Origin of the sequence: Rubritalea sp. (assembly GCF_051252225.1) — a bacterium.
GTDB lineage: Bacteria > Verrucomicrobiota > Verrucomicrobiia > Verrucomicrobiales > Akkermansiaceae > Rubritalea.
Genome location: NZ_JBPOGE010000003.1, coordinates 233,112 through 247,650, shown reverse-complemented (window position 1 = coordinate 247,650; position 14,539 = coordinate 233,112). Strand labels below are relative to the sequence as shown.

At 45.8% G+C, this 14,539-nt stretch carries 12 protein-coding genes; 7 read left to right on the top strand and 5 right to left on the bottom strand.

The genetic code is table 11. The annotated features are described in order from the left end of the window. Nucleotides 1-13: 13 nt before the first annotated feature. Both ACSHX2_RS05175 and ACSHX2_RS05170 read left to right on the top strand, forming a co-directional pair. Nucleotides 14-5,119, top strand: coding sequence for a DNA repair ATPase (locus ACSHX2_RS05175; RefSeq protein WP_435691256.1), 5,106 nt, complete (start codon nucleotides 14-16; stop codon nucleotides 5,117-5,119). 46 nt (nucleotides 5,120-5,165) lie between these two features. Continuing rightward, nucleotides 5,166-6,266 carry an AI-2E family transporter gene (locus tag ACSHX2_RS05170; RefSeq protein ID WP_435691254.1) on the top strand — a complete coding sequence of 367 codons (1,101 nt, stop codon included), beginning with the start codon at nucleotides 5,166-5,168 and terminating at the stop codon, nucleotides 6,264-6,266. On the opposite strand, the gene ACSHX2_RS05165 is transcribed toward ACSHX2_RS05170, so the two are convergent. The 5 genes from ACSHX2_RS05165 to ACSHX2_RS05145 all read right to left on the bottom strand — a co-directional run bounded on the left by ACSHX2_RS05165 (nucleotide 6,263) and on the right by ACSHX2_RS05145 (nucleotide 11,539). Beyond that, a complete protein-coding gene (locus ACSHX2_RS05165) occupies nucleotides 6,263-6,853 on the bottom strand; it encodes an FKBP-type peptidyl-prolyl cis-trans isomerase (protein WP_435691252.1) in 591 nt (196 codons plus the stop codon). The two genes, ACSHX2_RS05170 and ACSHX2_RS05165, sit on opposite strands and share 4 nt — an antisense overlap. A gap of 11 nt (nucleotides 6,854-6,864) precedes the next feature. Then, nucleotides 6,865-7,590, bottom strand: coding sequence for an ATP-binding protein (locus ACSHX2_RS05160; RefSeq protein ID WP_435691251.1), 726 nt, complete (start codon nucleotides 7,588-7,590; stop codon nucleotides 6,865-6,867). Nucleotides 7,591-7,636: 46 nt separating this feature from the next. Continuing rightward, nucleotides 7,637-10,426, bottom strand: coding sequence for a DUF2339 domain-containing protein (locus ACSHX2_RS05155; protein WP_435691249.1), 2,790 nt, complete (start codon nucleotides 10,424-10,426; stop codon nucleotides 7,637-7,639). Nucleotides 10,427-10,568: 142 nt separating this feature from the next. Then, nucleotides 10,569-11,222: a TVP38/TMEM64 family protein gene (locus ACSHX2_RS05150; RefSeq protein ID WP_435691247.1), complete on the bottom strand. Its 654-nt coding sequence runs from the start codon at nucleotides 11,220-11,222 to the stop codon at nucleotides 10,569-10,571. Nucleotides 11,223-11,350: 128 nt separating this feature from the next. After that, a complete protein-coding gene (locus ACSHX2_RS05145; RefSeq protein ID WP_435691245.1) occupies nucleotides 11,351-11,539 on the bottom strand; it encodes a hypothetical protein in 189 nt (62 codons plus the stop codon). Nucleotides 11,540-11,810: 271 nt separating this feature from the next. On the opposite strand from ACSHX2_RS05145, the gene ACSHX2_RS05140 reads away from it, so the two are divergent. From ACSHX2_RS05140 to ACSHX2_RS05120, 5 genes are all read left to right on the top strand, one after another. Then, nucleotides 11,811-12,110, top strand: a complete 300-nt coding sequence (locus tag ACSHX2_RS05140) for a DUF4177 domain-containing protein (protein WP_435691243.1) — start codon at nucleotides 11,811-11,813, stop codon at nucleotides 12,108-12,110. A gap of 209 nt (nucleotides 12,111-12,319) precedes the next feature. After that, nucleotides 12,320-12,739: a hypothetical protein gene (locus tag ACSHX2_RS05135; RefSeq protein WP_435691241.1), complete on the top strand. Its 420-nt coding sequence runs from the start codon at nucleotides 12,320-12,322 to the stop codon at nucleotides 12,737-12,739. Nucleotides 12,740-12,815: 76 nt separating this feature from the next. Continuing rightward, a complete protein-coding gene (locus ACSHX2_RS05130; RefSeq protein WP_435691239.1) occupies nucleotides 12,816-13,292 on the top strand; it encodes a hypothetical protein in 477 nt (158 codons plus the stop codon). 61 nt (nucleotides 13,293-13,353) lie between these two features. Continuing rightward, nucleotides 13,354-13,899, top strand: coding sequence for a GNAT family N-acetyltransferase (locus ACSHX2_RS05125; RefSeq protein WP_435691237.1), 546 nt, complete (start codon nucleotides 13,354-13,356; stop codon nucleotides 13,897-13,899). 123 nt (nucleotides 13,900-14,022) lie between these two features. Then, nucleotides 14,023-14,448, top strand: coding sequence for a hypothetical protein (locus ACSHX2_RS05120; protein WP_435691235.1), 426 nt, complete (start codon nucleotides 14,023-14,025; stop codon nucleotides 14,446-14,448). Nucleotides 14,449-14,539 lie beyond the last annotated feature (91 nt).

Here is a 14,539-nt window from a genome sequence, read left to right as displayed (position 1 = left end):
CGGTTAGAAGAAAATGTCAGAAGATAATAAACAGTTAGAAGGTGGAGCTTACGAAGTGATTCGGGCTCGTTTGGAGAAGCAAGCGGTGGTTCTACGTGAACGACTGGAGGCTTTGAATGCCGAGCGTAAAGAAATCTTCGGTGCAGTAGAGTCGTCATTGATTGCTACTGAGCGAGTGACCACTGAGCACAATTGTGTGCCGCGTGATCTCATCGCTATTGGTAATAATCGCTTTCTTTTTGGCTACAATATCCAGTTTGGCCTTAAGCAAACAACAGATGTCGCCGATGTGTTTGCTGCGTACCAATATAAGCCAGAAGACCACACGTTTCATAAGTTAGATATTGCTGATGTAGTTTCTAATGGGGAGTTCTCTACTGACTTCGCCTATCTTTATAAGTATTACAAACAGACTGTCTTCGCGAAGTCGATGGTCATTGGTCCTAACCTATACATCGCTGTACGCGTGGGTAAGGAGATTAATGATATCAAGACCTTTAAGTTTGTTATCAAAGGTGATGGTACGCTGGATTATCTAGGGAACCGCTTTGATCATGAGTATGTTTTCCCTGAACAGCACGGATTTACTTGGAAGCGCGCGAATCGCGACATGCATCGCGCTGGCGAGCACCCACATATCTCGATTGAAGATAAAGTTTTTGTCGAAACGGTTGGCGGCGATCTAACCATCAAGATCGAAGACAACACAGCTGACGGTAAGGGGATCTATGAGGAAGAAGTTGAGGATCTGGACCAGACACTCGATGATGCGGATGTTTCTTATGCTATCGTCGGTCCACTGATAATCTTAAAAATTCTCCCTTACCGTGAGAAGCAATACCGCTACTTGGTATTTAACGAGAAAAACCAATCGGTGGATCGTATTGATGCGATTGGGGAATCCTGTGTTCTTCTACCAGAGGATCAGGGGATCATTTTTGCGAATGGTTATTACCTGCTGACTGGTGAGCTGAAGACCTTTGATCACGGGATCGAGCATATGCGTTTTGAGCGCAAGGTTAGTTCAGCGAATGGTGAAGATACTCTCTTTGCTTTTTATAACAGAACCAGTGGTGACTATGTGCTGCTCAATTATAATTTTATTGAACAAACTGTCGGGACACCCGTTCTCTGTAATGGGTATTCGATCTTTGATAATGGTGAACTGATTTATTTCAAAACTGAGGCTGAGGCACAAAAGCATCATACTCTACAGGTATGGCAGACGCCCATTCTTAGTGCTGATGCTGTAGCTGCTCAGGAACAAGATAAGACGAGTTACCTTTATAAAATTGGTAACCCTGGCTTGGTTTCAGCAATGGCAGAATGTCGCGAACTTCTGACGCTGTTAGATAAGGAGGATAACTACGCCGGTCTCTACATTGATTTAGTGAAGCAATCGACGATTTTACTCGATGGCTATTTCTGGATTTCAAATGAAGAAACCAAGAATCTAGCTGAGCCTTTAGCAGGGATTCAGCAGGCGGCGAACTCTGCGATTGAGGAATTTGATAAGGTTCAAACTTTGCGCAAGACTGCCGCGGAGCGGATAGAAGATATATCTGGGCGCTGTGAGCGTCTACTGCGCGATGCCGAGCATAGTCCACCAGATGACATTCTTGGGTTTGTAAAGCAGCTCGCTGGGCTGCGTACGATCCGAGGTGAGGTGATAGGGCTGCGTGAAATGCGCTACATGGATCTGCCTCGGGTAGAAGCGTTAGAAGAACGCCTGATTGCGGCTACTGAATTAGTCTCAGGGAAGACAGTGAGCTTCTTGTTAGAGCCTCAAGCTCTTGATCCATACCGCCTGAAAGTGGAGGAACAGCGCAAGGTGCTTGGTGCTCTTTCTAAAGTAACAGAGGCGGATGAGCTGGCAGAGTCGATCACTGAATCTGGGCTTGAATTGGAGATGCTGATCGATGTGGTTTCGAATCTAAAAATCGAAGATTCGACACAAACAACCGCGATCATTGAAAGTATTTCGAAGATTTATTCGATACTTAACGGTGTAAAAGCAGAGCTTAAGAATAAGCGCAAGGATCTATCTAAGAATGAGGGAGTAGCCCAGTTTGGAGCGCAGATGAATTTGCTCAGCCAGGCTGTGGTAAACTATCTCGACCTTTGTGATACTGCTGAAAAGACTGATTCTTATCTGACCAAACTCATGGTGCAGATCGAGGAGCTTGAGGGCAAGTTTTCCGAGTTTGATGAATATGTAGAGGAGCTCTCGACTAAGCGAGAAGAGGTTTACAATGCTTTCGAAGGGCGAAAGCAACAGCTGCTAGAAAAGAAAAGTAAGCGTGCGAATAGCCTGATGAAGTCTGCGGAGCGTGTGCTCAGTGGTATTTCTAACAGAGTTTCCGGGTTTAAAGAGATCAACGACATCAATGGCTACTTCGCTGGTGATTTGATGATTGAAAAGGTGCGCGACATCATTGCAGAGCTCATAGACTTAGGCGATAGTGTTAAAGCTGATGACATTCAGACTCGGCTTAAGACTGTCCGCGAGGACGCTGTCAGGGCGCTGAAAGACCGTAATGAGCTCTATGTCGATGGGGAGAATATTATCCAGTTCGGCAAGAATAAGTTCAACGTCAATACGCAAGAGCTCGAGCTTACGATCGTCCCACAGGATGAGGCGATGTGCTTCCACCTCAATGGTTCTGATTTCTTTGAGGAGATTAACGATCAAGAATTTCTCTCGACTCGTGGAGTTTGGAACCAGGAAGTGATTTCTGAGAATGCTTCGCTCTATCGAGTTGAGTACTTAGTGTACAAGTACCTTCAGTCTGATGCTGGTTCACAGTTAGCTGCTTTGGAGCCGGCACAATGGAAGGCAGATCTATTATTAGATGAAGTGCAAAAGTTCATGCAGCCTCGTTATGCCGAGAGTTATACCAAAGGAGTGCATGACATTGATGCTGCAAAATTATTAGAAGCTATTTTGCCGATTCACACCGGTGTTGGATTGTTGGCATATGAAGCCAAGGATCGTGCCCTTGCTATTCTGTTTTGGAATGCATGGAACGGAGAGCAGAAAGAGGTGCTTGCTGGTAAAATAAGAGCACATGCTAAGCGGAGAGAGATTTTTGGAGACAAGGCAGAGGGGCGAGAAGCGCAGTCGCTTGAGAATGAAATTCTTGAGTCACTTTCGAAATGGTCAGGGATCAGCTTGATCGCAGATGCTATTGCTGAAAATGCGGCAGCGTATTTGCTTGAGGAGCTATCAGGGAGTGAACATTTCGTTGTGGCTCCTGAGGCTGCTGACTTAGTGAAAAAATTTAAACATGGTCTGACCGTCAAACACGCAGAGAAAGCGTATCAAGAGACGTTGTTAGATTCTATTGTCGCGAATTATCAGATCAATAAGGATTGGTTAGAAGGGTTCTTATCTGATGCTGGCGATGTGAAAGAGTCTACTCTGATAGAGGCTGCGGCGCATTTAACCCGTGGAGGATTTGAGCAACGTGATGTGCTGAGTGTGCGTATTGGGGCTGAACTTACTGGAATGATTGGAGATCACGCACGCATCCAAGGCGGCATTTATCATCTCAACTATAATGATTTCACAGATCGACTTCAACGCTTCGAGCGCAAGGATGTTCCAGTCTATGAGTCCTACCAAAAACTTAAACAAGATTTGGTGGAGGAAAAACGTGAGAAGATGCGCCTCAATGAGTTCAAGCCAAAGGTCATGAGTTCCTTTGTTCGTAACAAGCTTCTTAATAATGTGTTCCTTCCACTGGTAGGAGACAATCTGGCTAAGCAGATTGGAACAGCGGGTAAGGACACTCGGACGGATCGCATGGGCTTGCTCTTGCTTATCTCACCGCCAGGTTATGGTAAGACGACTTTGATGGAATACGTGGCGAATCGCCTCGGGTTGACGTTCATGAAAATCAATGGTCCGGCGCTAGGGCATAATGTTGTCTCACTAGACCCAACTGAGGCTCCAAATGCTACAGCTGCGGAGGAGGTGAAGAAACTCAACCTCGCGCTGGAAATGGGTGACAATGTGATGATCTATCTGGACGATATTCAGCACACACATTCTGAATTTTTGCAGAAGTTTATCTCCCTGTGTGATGGACAGCGCAAGATCGAGGGTGTCTATAATGGTGTGGCTAAAACGTATGACCTACGTGGTAAGAAAGTGGCCGTAGTGATGGCGGGTAACCCTTACACAGAGACTGGAGGTAAGTTCCAGATTCCTGATATGTTAGCGAACCGTGCCGACACTTATAACCTAGGTGACATCATTGGTGGCCATGCTGAAGACTTTAAAGCATCCTACGTTGAGAACTCGCTTACTTCTAATACTGTGCTGAGTAAGCTCTCTAGCAGAAGTCAGAAAGACGTTTATGCAGTGATGCAAATTGCTCGTTCAGGTAGCCAGGAGGGTGTCGACTTCGAAGGGAATTACACTCCAGCAGAGATCGATGAAATGGTGCGTGTCACCAAGCATCTCTACCGAGTACGTGACTCCATTCTCCGAGTAAATCTCGAGTATATTCGTAGTGCCGCGCAAGAAGATGCCTATAGAACTGAGCCTTCCTTTAAGCTTCAGGGATCCTACCGAAATATGAACCGTATTGCCGAAAAGGTATTGCCGCTGATGACTGATAAGGAAGTTGAGGATCTGGTTCTTGATCATTACCAAAACGAATCGCAGACACTTACGACTGGCGCTGAGTCTAACTTACTCAAGTTCCGTGAAATGGAAAATCTTCTCGATGTTGAAGAACAGAAACGCTGGGAAGACATTAAGAAAGGCTTCAAGAAAAACCTCTTGTTAGGATCTGCTGGTGGCGAGAATGATCCAGTGGCGCGTATCGTAGCTCAGCTAACTCAGTTCAACGATGGCTTAGATTCTATTAAAAATGGTATCGTTAGTGCTGCTTCTCATTACGCTCAGCCTCAGAGCCTAGGTGAAACGACAATTTCGCAGCTAGAAAGAATTATTGCAGGGCTCAGAGCTGTTCCTGTGGAGGTAGATATCAAGATCGTTCCCGTGGAAGATGCTGATGGAGACGGTCAAAATGACGGGCGTATTTCTAACATGGAAAAGAGCCGTAAAGCTCCGATCGATATTGAGCCAGAAGTTAGACAGGGTGAATAAATTGAAGCTTGTGTGGCTTAATAAATAACGAGATAAGAAAAAAAATATGGAGTCTAACTTTTTTAATAACCAAGACACTTTTCGTCGTGGGGTTGTGTTGTTCTTAGCATTAGGGATTTCCGTGCTGTTTCTGTTCATGGTGAAGGACTTCATCATGCCGCTTTTGTTGGCAGGTATTTTTGCCGGCTTGTTAAGACCTGTGTACCGCAGAGTCAGAATTCTGTTTAAGGGGAAGGAAGCTCTCTCATCGATTGTGACCATTATTCTAGCGATGTTGCTCGTAGGGCTGCCATTGATTGCTCTTGGTAGTGTGGTGGTAGGCCAGGCGTATAAAGTGAGCGAGTCAGCATTTGAATGGCTCCAATCACAGGCAGAGCACACCAGTATCGAGGAGCGGGGGGCTTGGTTTGTACATAAGTTCCCAGAAGCTGCAGAGTTTCTACCTGAGCAGGAGAAGCTCGTAGGAATGTTAGGCCAAGCTGCTAGCAAGGTGGCAACGGTGTTTATGAAGAGTCTGACGAGCATGACTACAGGCGCCGCGGCATTTTTTCTGAACTGTTTCGTGATGCTCTATGGGATGTTCTTTTTCATCATCGACGGTCCGAAGCTCGTGAAGAAGATGATGCATTTCTTGCCGTTAAGCGCAGAGCACCAGGAGGCTATGTTAGGTCGCTTTTTACAGGTCACACGCGCAACTCTGAAAGGCTCGGTAGTGATCGGATTCATCCAAGGCGCGATGGGAGGGGTCGGACTTTATTTTGCAGGCATCGAGGGCGCCGTATTTTGGTCAGCCATCATGATGGTACTCTCTGTGATTCCTGGGATAGGAACACCGCTCATCTGGGGGCCAGCAGTTATTTGGCTGCTTATTCGTGGAGATTACACGGCAGGAGTTCTACTCTTCGCCTGGAGTGCAGGAGTGGTGAGCTCTGTGGACAATGTGCTTCGCCCAGCACTTGTCGGTAAGGATGCGAATCTACCAGATATTTATATTTTGATAGGTACTCTGGGAGGGATTTTCATGTTTGGCGCAGTAGGCCTTATTATAGGGCCAATTATTTGCGCACTCTTTGTGACCGTATGGAATATTTACGGTGTGGTGTACGAGGGTATGTTAGAAGAAAACTCAGAGCAGTCTGAGACTTAATCTTGAGTGATTTCTAATAGCTGAACTTCAAAGCATAGCGTGGCGAATGGTGGGACTTTTGAGTCAGCTCCTCTATCGCCATATGCGAGTGCTTGTGGGATGAAGAATTGATATTTAGAGCCTGGAGACATGAGCTGAATACCTTCTTTCCATCCAGCGATCACTTTCTTGACTGCAAAGCTTGCTGGAGTTCCCCGCTCGACGGAGCTATCGAAGACGCTGCCGTCAATGAGCGTGCCGTGGTAATGGACTGTCACTGTGTCAGCTGAGCTTGGCGTTTTGCAGTCGGTTGACTCTATGACTTTGAACTGAAGGCCTGACTCGGTTTGCTGCACGCCTTCTTTTGTTAGGTTGTTCGTTAGAAATTCCTCACCAGCAACTCGCAGGAGGCGCAGGCGCTCTTCTTTTACAAGCTTCATCGCCTGCATGTAGGTTTTCGCGTCGATCTTGCGGAGGGAATCGTTAGCCTTATCCGCGATGGCTTGTTCGACATGTTCCTTAAGTAGAACCTTATCGTTAAGGGCATCTGCTCCATTCTTCGCGCCGAGCTTGTAGCTCACGACTTCGAGTGCTTCTTGAGTAGTCATAGTGTGAAAAGTTACTGATCTAAGAGGAGGTCTTGGAAATAGAATTGTGTGTCCCATGCTGGTTTGGCTCCGCATTCTGGCTCATCTTCTTCATTGCTTGCTGGAGTGTAGAGCTTATCTACTTTTTCACCAAGTTTGATGGGTATAGCAGAGCTGAAATTTGGTGAGTCGTAGACGAAGGTGTGGAATTCTCCATTTTCGCCACAAGGGTCAACCTCTGAAGGAAGGTCGTTGAGGAAGTCTGCATCGTATTTTCTGCCTAGAAAACTCTTATCGAAATGCTTTCCATTGACGCAGACTACTATGGCTTTGATGCCAGACTCGATGATGCTTTTCGCCATGGTGCGCGTGTCCGCTTCCTTCCAAATGGGAAATGAAGTCTCTAGTTTTACGGCGTCCATTTGCTTTTGGCGGTAGGCTCTGAGGTCTTCTAGAAAGATATCACCGAAGGCGCAACGAGTGGCTCCCATAGTCTTGAGGTGCTCCATTTCAGTGGACAGAACTTGGTCATAGTCCTGCATATTACAGTCGCGCGGGATGAGTACTTTATGCAGTGGAAGACCGATTGCTTCGGCTTGAGCGTCGAGTAATTCTTCACGCACCCCATGCATGGAAATGCGACGGAATTCAGCGCTGAGGGAGGTCACTATTCCACCCAATTTTTCTTTTTGAGAAAGCTTGGTGAGCGCGTAGGCAGAATCCTTTCCTCCACTCCAGTGTAACCATGTGGTGTGCATGATTACTTTTGTGTGGCGCAGGATGCGTATGGTCAATCATTTTGAACTAGAGGAACTGGCGGATGCGTTCGCTAAATCTGTTATAGAGGTAACCCGTGGCGATGAGTGTTAGGCCCAGAGCGATGAAACTCAGGATGCGACCGAGAGTATTAAGCTCCATCACATCGACAAACATGACGTGGCAGATAGTCATCGCAAAGAGAGCCAAGCCACTGAGTCTGTAACAACGATCTTTTAGTAAGAGACCACCACAGAGCAGTGAAATAGCTAGTAGCGCCCAGCATACGGAGAGGCCATTCCCGTGGAAGTAATCTACCGTGTCTTGCGATGCGAAGATGACTAACAGCAGTAAGGTGAGTAACTTGCCAATGCTCTTCAGAGTTGCCCAGAATGGATGGGCTTTGAGGTCTGTAATGCGACCCATAGAGTAAAGAGGGATGGCTGAAAGCAGAGGGACATACTTGATGATGTCATGCTGTAGATCCATTGCGAGGAGCGAGGCGATGGGGAGTAAAAGATAGGTCGTACAAACAGCAAATCCGTAGGAGCGGAGACGCATTGCCCAGATGTAAGAAACGACCGCAATGATGGTGAGGAGGAGAGGATACTCTGCACATGCAAGAGCGAGCTGGAGAGTAAGTAGAACGCCAAGGAAGTTTCTAACTCCACCACTCCATTCAGTCTTCAGATAGCTGTCCGCAAGATAGATCTGAATACCAAGGAGACACGGAGCTATCCAGAGGTGGTTCGGAGAGCCGCAAATGAACCCGCTTAGTAATGCTTCTAGGGAGACGAGGTGAAATCCCTGAGTAGCTGTGGTGATGCTTACTCGTTTGGTAAGCCAGCCGATGGAGTTTCCTAATAGAGCGAGAGCTGCCCCCCAATAAATCCATGAGTCATTAGAAATATGTGGAGTGATGCTCTGATAGAGGTTGCAGGTCAGAAGCGCAGCAAATCCCCAGCTGAGAAAGTCTGTTTTATCTGACCAATCGCTCTGAGCCACAAATTGGACGTTAGAATGTATGAGTTCACGGAGCTGTTTGGCGAAATACCAGAACACCGCGAGTCCTAGTGGAGTCAGCCAAGCATAAGCTTGCGGGGTCGAGTGATCAAATTCTACTAGTCCAATGATTGAAACCACAGCCATGGCGAGTGGGGATAAAACAGCGAGATCACGAAGCCATTCTTTGTTTTTACAAACTAGGTAAGCTCCCCAGATTGTAACGAAAATGACGGAGGCTATTGCTAGTTGGTAGCTGGTATCACATTGCAGGATGACTCCCACGGTGAGTACTCCGTAACTTATGAATGCAGGGATGACTGCGCTGCCAGCCATATTCTCAGGGGTGTCTTTTAGCGTATAGCGAACACCGCCAGTATAGGCTGCTCCTAGAAGAAAGAGTGCTGAGTATGCTTGCCATGATGGAGGGACTGATGCGGTATAGTAAGACCCGAGGGCGGAAGCGATAGAGATCAAATAAACGAGGACAGAGCTGAGTTGTAGCCATTTTGACTTGGAGCGATGTCCTGCTGCTAAGAGAAGAAGAGCCTCAGCGCCAAGTATGATAAATCTATAAGGCCCTGAGAATTCCGTAAGGATGGCGAGTGTGCCTAAAAAGAGACCTTGGTATAGGTAGACACTGGGGAGGTTTTTTACGTTTTTCCAACGCAGCAGTGCGGCTCCGATAAGAAATGCAGAGCCAATGATGGCTGTGATGATTCCGAAATTTTCAATAGGTACGAGACTAGGGATAGAAAAGCAGACGAGGATCCATAAGGCGCCGTTGTTGAAGGCTGCTAGGAATTCTGTTTTGGCAACAGACGGTGTGTCTTTCTTGGAGATGACAAGAGCAGTAGTGAAGGTGGCCCAGTAGCATGCAAGGTAGCTATAGTGGATCAGAGGGTTTACATTTTGAGGGTAGAAGCCCAGCCAGAATGCGTGAGAGAGATAGGCGCCAATCACTGTGGTGAAGCCCACACTTGTCCACCGGTACTTAATGAACAAAATCATTCCGCTGGCGGATAAAAGTAGAGCCGAGAAGAGCGATAGCCAGTCGGCAGGATTCACGATAGTTCCATAGAAAGCCAGCGAGGTGGCGAGGACACTGATGATCTGAGAGCGTTTCCAAACGGCGTATCCCAGCATGACGCCAGCCCAGAGAGTGAGTAGTAATCCTGCAAGAATAGGGCTGGTTATACAGTGGAGGGACTCAGTGAAATGCGCGGCGTAAATCGTGTAATACCCCGTGGCCAGACCACCGGCAGTGAGTGCGCGACCATAATGCTTGAGTTTTTCTTTACGTTTTTCAAATCCCACACCAGTGAATGAAAGGAGTAAGGAAATGGCAAAGAAGAAGCTCGACTTCACCTCCGCTGGCGCACCAAAGAGCCAGTTCTTGTACGCATAGTTACTGAGGAATATAAGGCCTGTAAGAAGGGAGAGAAGACCAATGCGGACGAACCAAGTCTGTCCTATTTTTAGTTCGATGTTTTCCTTTACTGGTTTCTGTACAGGCTTCTGTACAGGCTTCTGTACAGGCTTCTGAGGTGGTTGTGGAATCGGTGGTGGTAGGATGACCTTTTCTTCTTCACGAGGCGCTGCTGGTTCGGGCAATGGGGGAGGAGTGCTGTTTGCCTTTATCGAAATGACTGCCTCACTTGGCTCTTTTTGTGAAGGCCTAACCTTTTGCTGAGTAAGTGGATCGATGAGACGCAGGGCATCTAATTGCTGCTGTATTTCACGACAAGCCTGCTTACTTTCACTGAGCTTTTTCCAGAGTTCGAGTTGTTTGAGCTCGATCGATGCCAGAGCATCTGAAGTGGAGTCTTCGGACATTTGGGCACTTTAGCAAAAGTCAAGGGGTCACAGGTATCGATTATTATGTTTCTAAAATCGATTTAACTGATGATATCTTTAGAGCTAGCTTCTTGTTTGACTATGTGCTGGGGCTCGCAGCAGTGAGAGTTTCTATGGGCGGTTAGCTCTTAGCTTTCATTTGCCTACTGAGTAGAGCCCAGCCTGACCAGAGAACAGCCATGATACAGAAATAGGCAATGATGGCAGGCGTGAGATCGTCCGAGCTAGAGAGAGAACCCGCTATGGCTACAATGGTAGAGTAGATCGTGCAGCTTGTAGCGAAAGCAGCTAGAAACTTGAGGAAAGGCATTTGGGTGGAGCCGGCTAGGCAGCTCGCCGCTTCAGGGAACATGGGGGCAGCTCTAGAAAGTAAGAGCACCATGACACTGTGCCGGTGAAATGTCTCACGCATGTCTTGGAGAGTATCTTCGTCCTTATAGATCTTATGTAACATGCGATAACCATAGATTCGGCAGAGAGTGTAGCCGCAAACTCCGGCAAGGGTGAGTCCCACAGCTCCACAAAAGGCTCCCCAGAATGGTCCTAACAAAAACCCTGCGAGACTTACTACGACAATTCCAGGGACTGGGATGAGGATGTCAGAAGTGAGTAGGCCAATGATAATGAGAGCGACCCAGAGTTTTGGCCATTGTTGGGAATCTTTGACTATTTGGACAATGTCCTCTTGGGTGAGTAAACCAGAGGTATGTAGCACTATGAAAATAAGTAGAAAGCCACTGATCAGAGCGAAAGCTGTTTTGAGAAGTGGTTTCATTAGTCTTTTTGATTAGCAATCAGAGCGTGTTATGCAAGTGTTTGTCTGATTTTTAGATCTATTTTTCGTAGGCGGTAGGAATGAGAGTGTGCTCGTTATAATGCATTATGGGAGTTTCTGTTTCAGAATCAATCAGTCTCAATGAGAAGGCTGAAGACGCTGATTTCTTCATAATCACATACTTCTCGGAAAAAGAATACTAGGGCATTTAGGTCCTGTTTTTGGGTGGAGTAGGCGACCATTGTTTTATCGACGAGATCCTCTCTCCAGTTGCCTGAAATGGTAATGCTTGAATCCATCATGAGAATGAACATCAAGAAGGAAGTAGGAGATTCGTTTTTCTGAAATAGAAGGAAATGCTGATTATTTGATATACGAAAAGATAATTAGGATGCATATCAAAATCTTCAGTTACTTTAAAAATAAGTATATCTGAATTGAAGATAGTAGGGTTTTGAACATCGACAGGGCGATTCTGAATCTTTATACAGCAAGGTATGAAACCCAATTCACGCATCAAAGGTCGACCCGCCCATGCCAAAGCGAATATCACTTGTGCGTGAACTAATAAACACTGTTCTGCTAAATATGAAAACCCTACTCACATTAATAACAATAACGTTTCTCTATTCATCTCACGCCAATGCATCTGAGAAGAATAAAGTAACTTGGGAATACAAAGTCGTCATTCTCAGCACAGGTCAAGCGACTGTTAACAAAGACGGCAAAAGTCTAACAACAGATGACATCAACCAGAACCTCACAGCATTAGGTAAACAAAAATGGGAACTAATTTCCATCCTACCAATTGAAGGAGAAGTCAACAGGGCTCTGTACTACTTTAAGCGACCAAACACCCCTTCATCACCTCCAGTTCCAACAAGATAACTTTGATCTGATAAGAAACGCGCCAAGAGCAATTTCAGAATTAGAACCAGCTCATCTTCCTATGGCCTCAAAATAGCCTTGCAGAACAAGACGCTGCACCCAATCCCCTCACCGTCGAGACGCGAACCATTTTCAATCTCCAAACATTAACCCAAAAACAAAGTACGCTGAGAGTTCGGTGATTGGTGTGCTTTACGATCTACAAAAAAATGAAATTCAGAATCATCATACCCACCCTTATCTTGTTAGCGACAGCGTGCTTTGCAGGTGAAAAAGAAAAAGCATTTGAAGAGTCATTCACCAAGGCAGTCTCAACGAGCGATGAAGCGATGGAGCAGCTAGTCGAATTCTCGCGTAGCACTCCGAAGCTTTTCAGAGATATGATTATTCAAAGCCTGAAAGAAGACAGGACGAAAAAAATCGAAGCGATTTCATTTTCCGCCCCAGCAGAGGATGCCGTATTTGAGTTCGAATATGAAGGCGTTGATTACACCACGAGTCTGCCTGTCATAAAGGAAATGATAATCAAATACGATATGACGAATGATAAGTCAGGCGTCGACGGAACGACATATCGATTAGGCCTCCGTGATGGCTCCTACAAAATAGTAGTATCCAAACCAAAATGAAGCGTAGATCAAGACGCAGCTATCAACTCCTTTCGCGCTGCGCGCTACAGTCGCGATAGTGCTCCACGATAAGAAAATGAACACACTAAGACTTTATGCATTCATAGCGTTGGCAACGATTGCTTGCAGTTGTTCGAAAACTGAAAATCCAAATGATGCATATGGCGTGCAGTCAAAGGTGTATAATTATTTTGACTCCCCGCAAAAAATCGTCTCTCGATCTGGTGCGGAATTCGAGGTCCATGGCTGGTTAATTCAAGAAGAAGGTCGATCCAATGAACAAGTGTCTTTGGCGTTAAGGTTACTTTGCAAATGGTTACCGGACACGCCGGTAGAGAAACAAGTTTATACCACTGCGAATGTTTTAGTTGATGGATACAGAGTCAGCGGAAGTGGACTCACGCATGCAAATAATGCTGGAATTGCAGAAGATGAAGAAGCTGGAATTCAGGTTTTTATTTTAGTCCAACCCTATATGCCTGTAAAATGGGATAAGGTAGAGATTCAATTCCAAGGAGCCACCCCAACAACACTCGTCATCAAAAACATCTAACCATTCGCTTCTGGACAACGTCGCTAACGCGCCGCGCTAGAGCTCACCGATTAGCTAAAAAATGAATCAGCCTACACTAACAACTGAGCGTTTACTTTTGCGACCATTTAGAGCATCAGATGCAAAAGACGTGCAGAGTCTTGCAGGTGATCGAGCTATAGCAGATACAACACTTCATGTTCCACACCCTTACGAATACGGTGTCGCCGAAGCATGGATAGATACACACGCTCCGGGCTTCTCCTCAGGAGATGTAATTACGTTTGCTATAACTCGAAGATCAGACGCTTGCCTACTCGGAGCAGTAGGAGTCACAATTAATAAAGCATCTAGCAGAGCGGATTTAGGTTATTGGATAGGATTTCCATACTGGAATAATGGATATTGCACAGAAGCCTCAGAGAGTCTCATTGACTACAGCTTTGAAACTCTTAAGATTAATAAGATCACGGCATATCATTTAGCTCGAAATCCAGCATCTGGCAGAGTTATGCAGAAGCTTGGAATGTTAAAGGAAGGGCTATTGAGAGAGCATTCATCACGATGGGGGAAGTTCGAAGACTTAGTGGCCTATGGGATACTTTACTCTGACTCAACGAATAGCTAACAAGCGGATGCACACCCGCCCACTATCCGCCTAGAATCTAATTTTTTATGACTACTATAACCTTTAACCCAGAATCAAAGTGCGCCTCCAGATAGTGGGTGATATTTGACGTTAGGCAATAATATGAAACATATAATCACAATTACCTTACTTATTTTTTCAATAAGTACAAATGGTCTTAGAGCAAATAAAGATGTCGAGGATTTAAGAAAAGAACATAGAAGTAAGAAGATAGAAATCAGAAGCTTGGAGATTGATATCGTACTATTAGAACTAGATGAAAAAATTAAGGATCTGAAGAAAGAGCGTGATAAACATAGGCTAAATAATATGCCGCTAGCTAAGATTAAGGTTGATCCAGCAACACACTTTTTTGAAGCTTGGCTCTATTGCCAATCTGCTGAAGAGGGAGACCCAGCTGAGAGCGAAGCTAACCTTAACAAGGCGATACAGATGTTAAGAGACATCAAACGTACTGATCCTGATTGGAAACCTCATATTGTTGAAAAACGACTAAAGTGGGCTTTAGACACGAAAAATAAGGAATAAACCTAACAAGACGCATCACCCAATCTCTGACCACGCCGTTTCAACCCAAATTGTTATGATAATTATAACCCTTAACCAAGTATCAACGGCG

What these genes read in the sequence shown, in the direction of transcription:
- ACSHX2_RS05130 (WP_435691239.1), top strand. Translation starts at nt 12,816, where the DNA reads ATGAACACACTAAGACTTTATGCATTCATAGCGTTGGCAACGATTGCT.
- ACSHX2_RS05125 (WP_435691237.1), top strand. Translation starts at nt 13,354, where the DNA reads ATGAATCAGCCTACACTAACAACTGAGCGTTTACTTTTGCGACCATTT.
- ACSHX2_RS05150 (WP_435691247.1), bottom strand. Translation starts at nt 11,222, where the DNA reads ATGAAACCACTTCTCAAAACAGCTTTCGCTCTGATCAGTGGCTTTCTA.
- ACSHX2_RS05140 (WP_435691243.1), top strand. Translation starts at nt 11,811, where the DNA reads ATGAAAACCCTACTCACATTAATAACAATAACGTTTCTCTATTCATCT.
- ACSHX2_RS05135 (WP_435691241.1), top strand. Translation starts at nt 12,320, where the DNA reads ATGAAATTCAGAATCATCATACCCACCCTTATCTTGTTAGCGACAGCG.
- ACSHX2_RS05165 (WP_435691252.1), bottom strand. Translation starts at nt 6,853, where the DNA reads ATGACTACTCAAGAAGCACTCGAAGTCGTGAGCTACAAGCTCGGCGCG.
- ACSHX2_RS05120 (WP_435691235.1), top strand. Translation starts at nt 14,023, where the DNA reads ATGAAACATATAATCACAATTACCTTACTTATTTTTTCAATAAGTACA.
- ACSHX2_RS05155 (WP_435691249.1), bottom strand. Translation starts at nt 10,426, where the DNA reads ATGTCCGAAGACTCCACTTCAGATGCTCTGGCATCGATCGAGCTCAAA.
- ACSHX2_RS05175 (WP_435691256.1), top strand. Translation starts at nt 14, where the DNA reads ATGTCAGAAGATAATAAACAGTTAGAAGGTGGAGCTTACGAAGTGATT.
- ACSHX2_RS05170 (WP_435691254.1), top strand. Translation starts at nt 5,166, where the DNA reads ATGGAGTCTAACTTTTTTAATAACCAAGACACTTTTCGTCGTGGGGTT.
- ACSHX2_RS05160 (WP_435691251.1), bottom strand. Translation starts at nt 7,590, where the DNA reads ATGCACACCACATGGTTACACTGGAGTGGAGGAAAGGATTCTGCCTAC.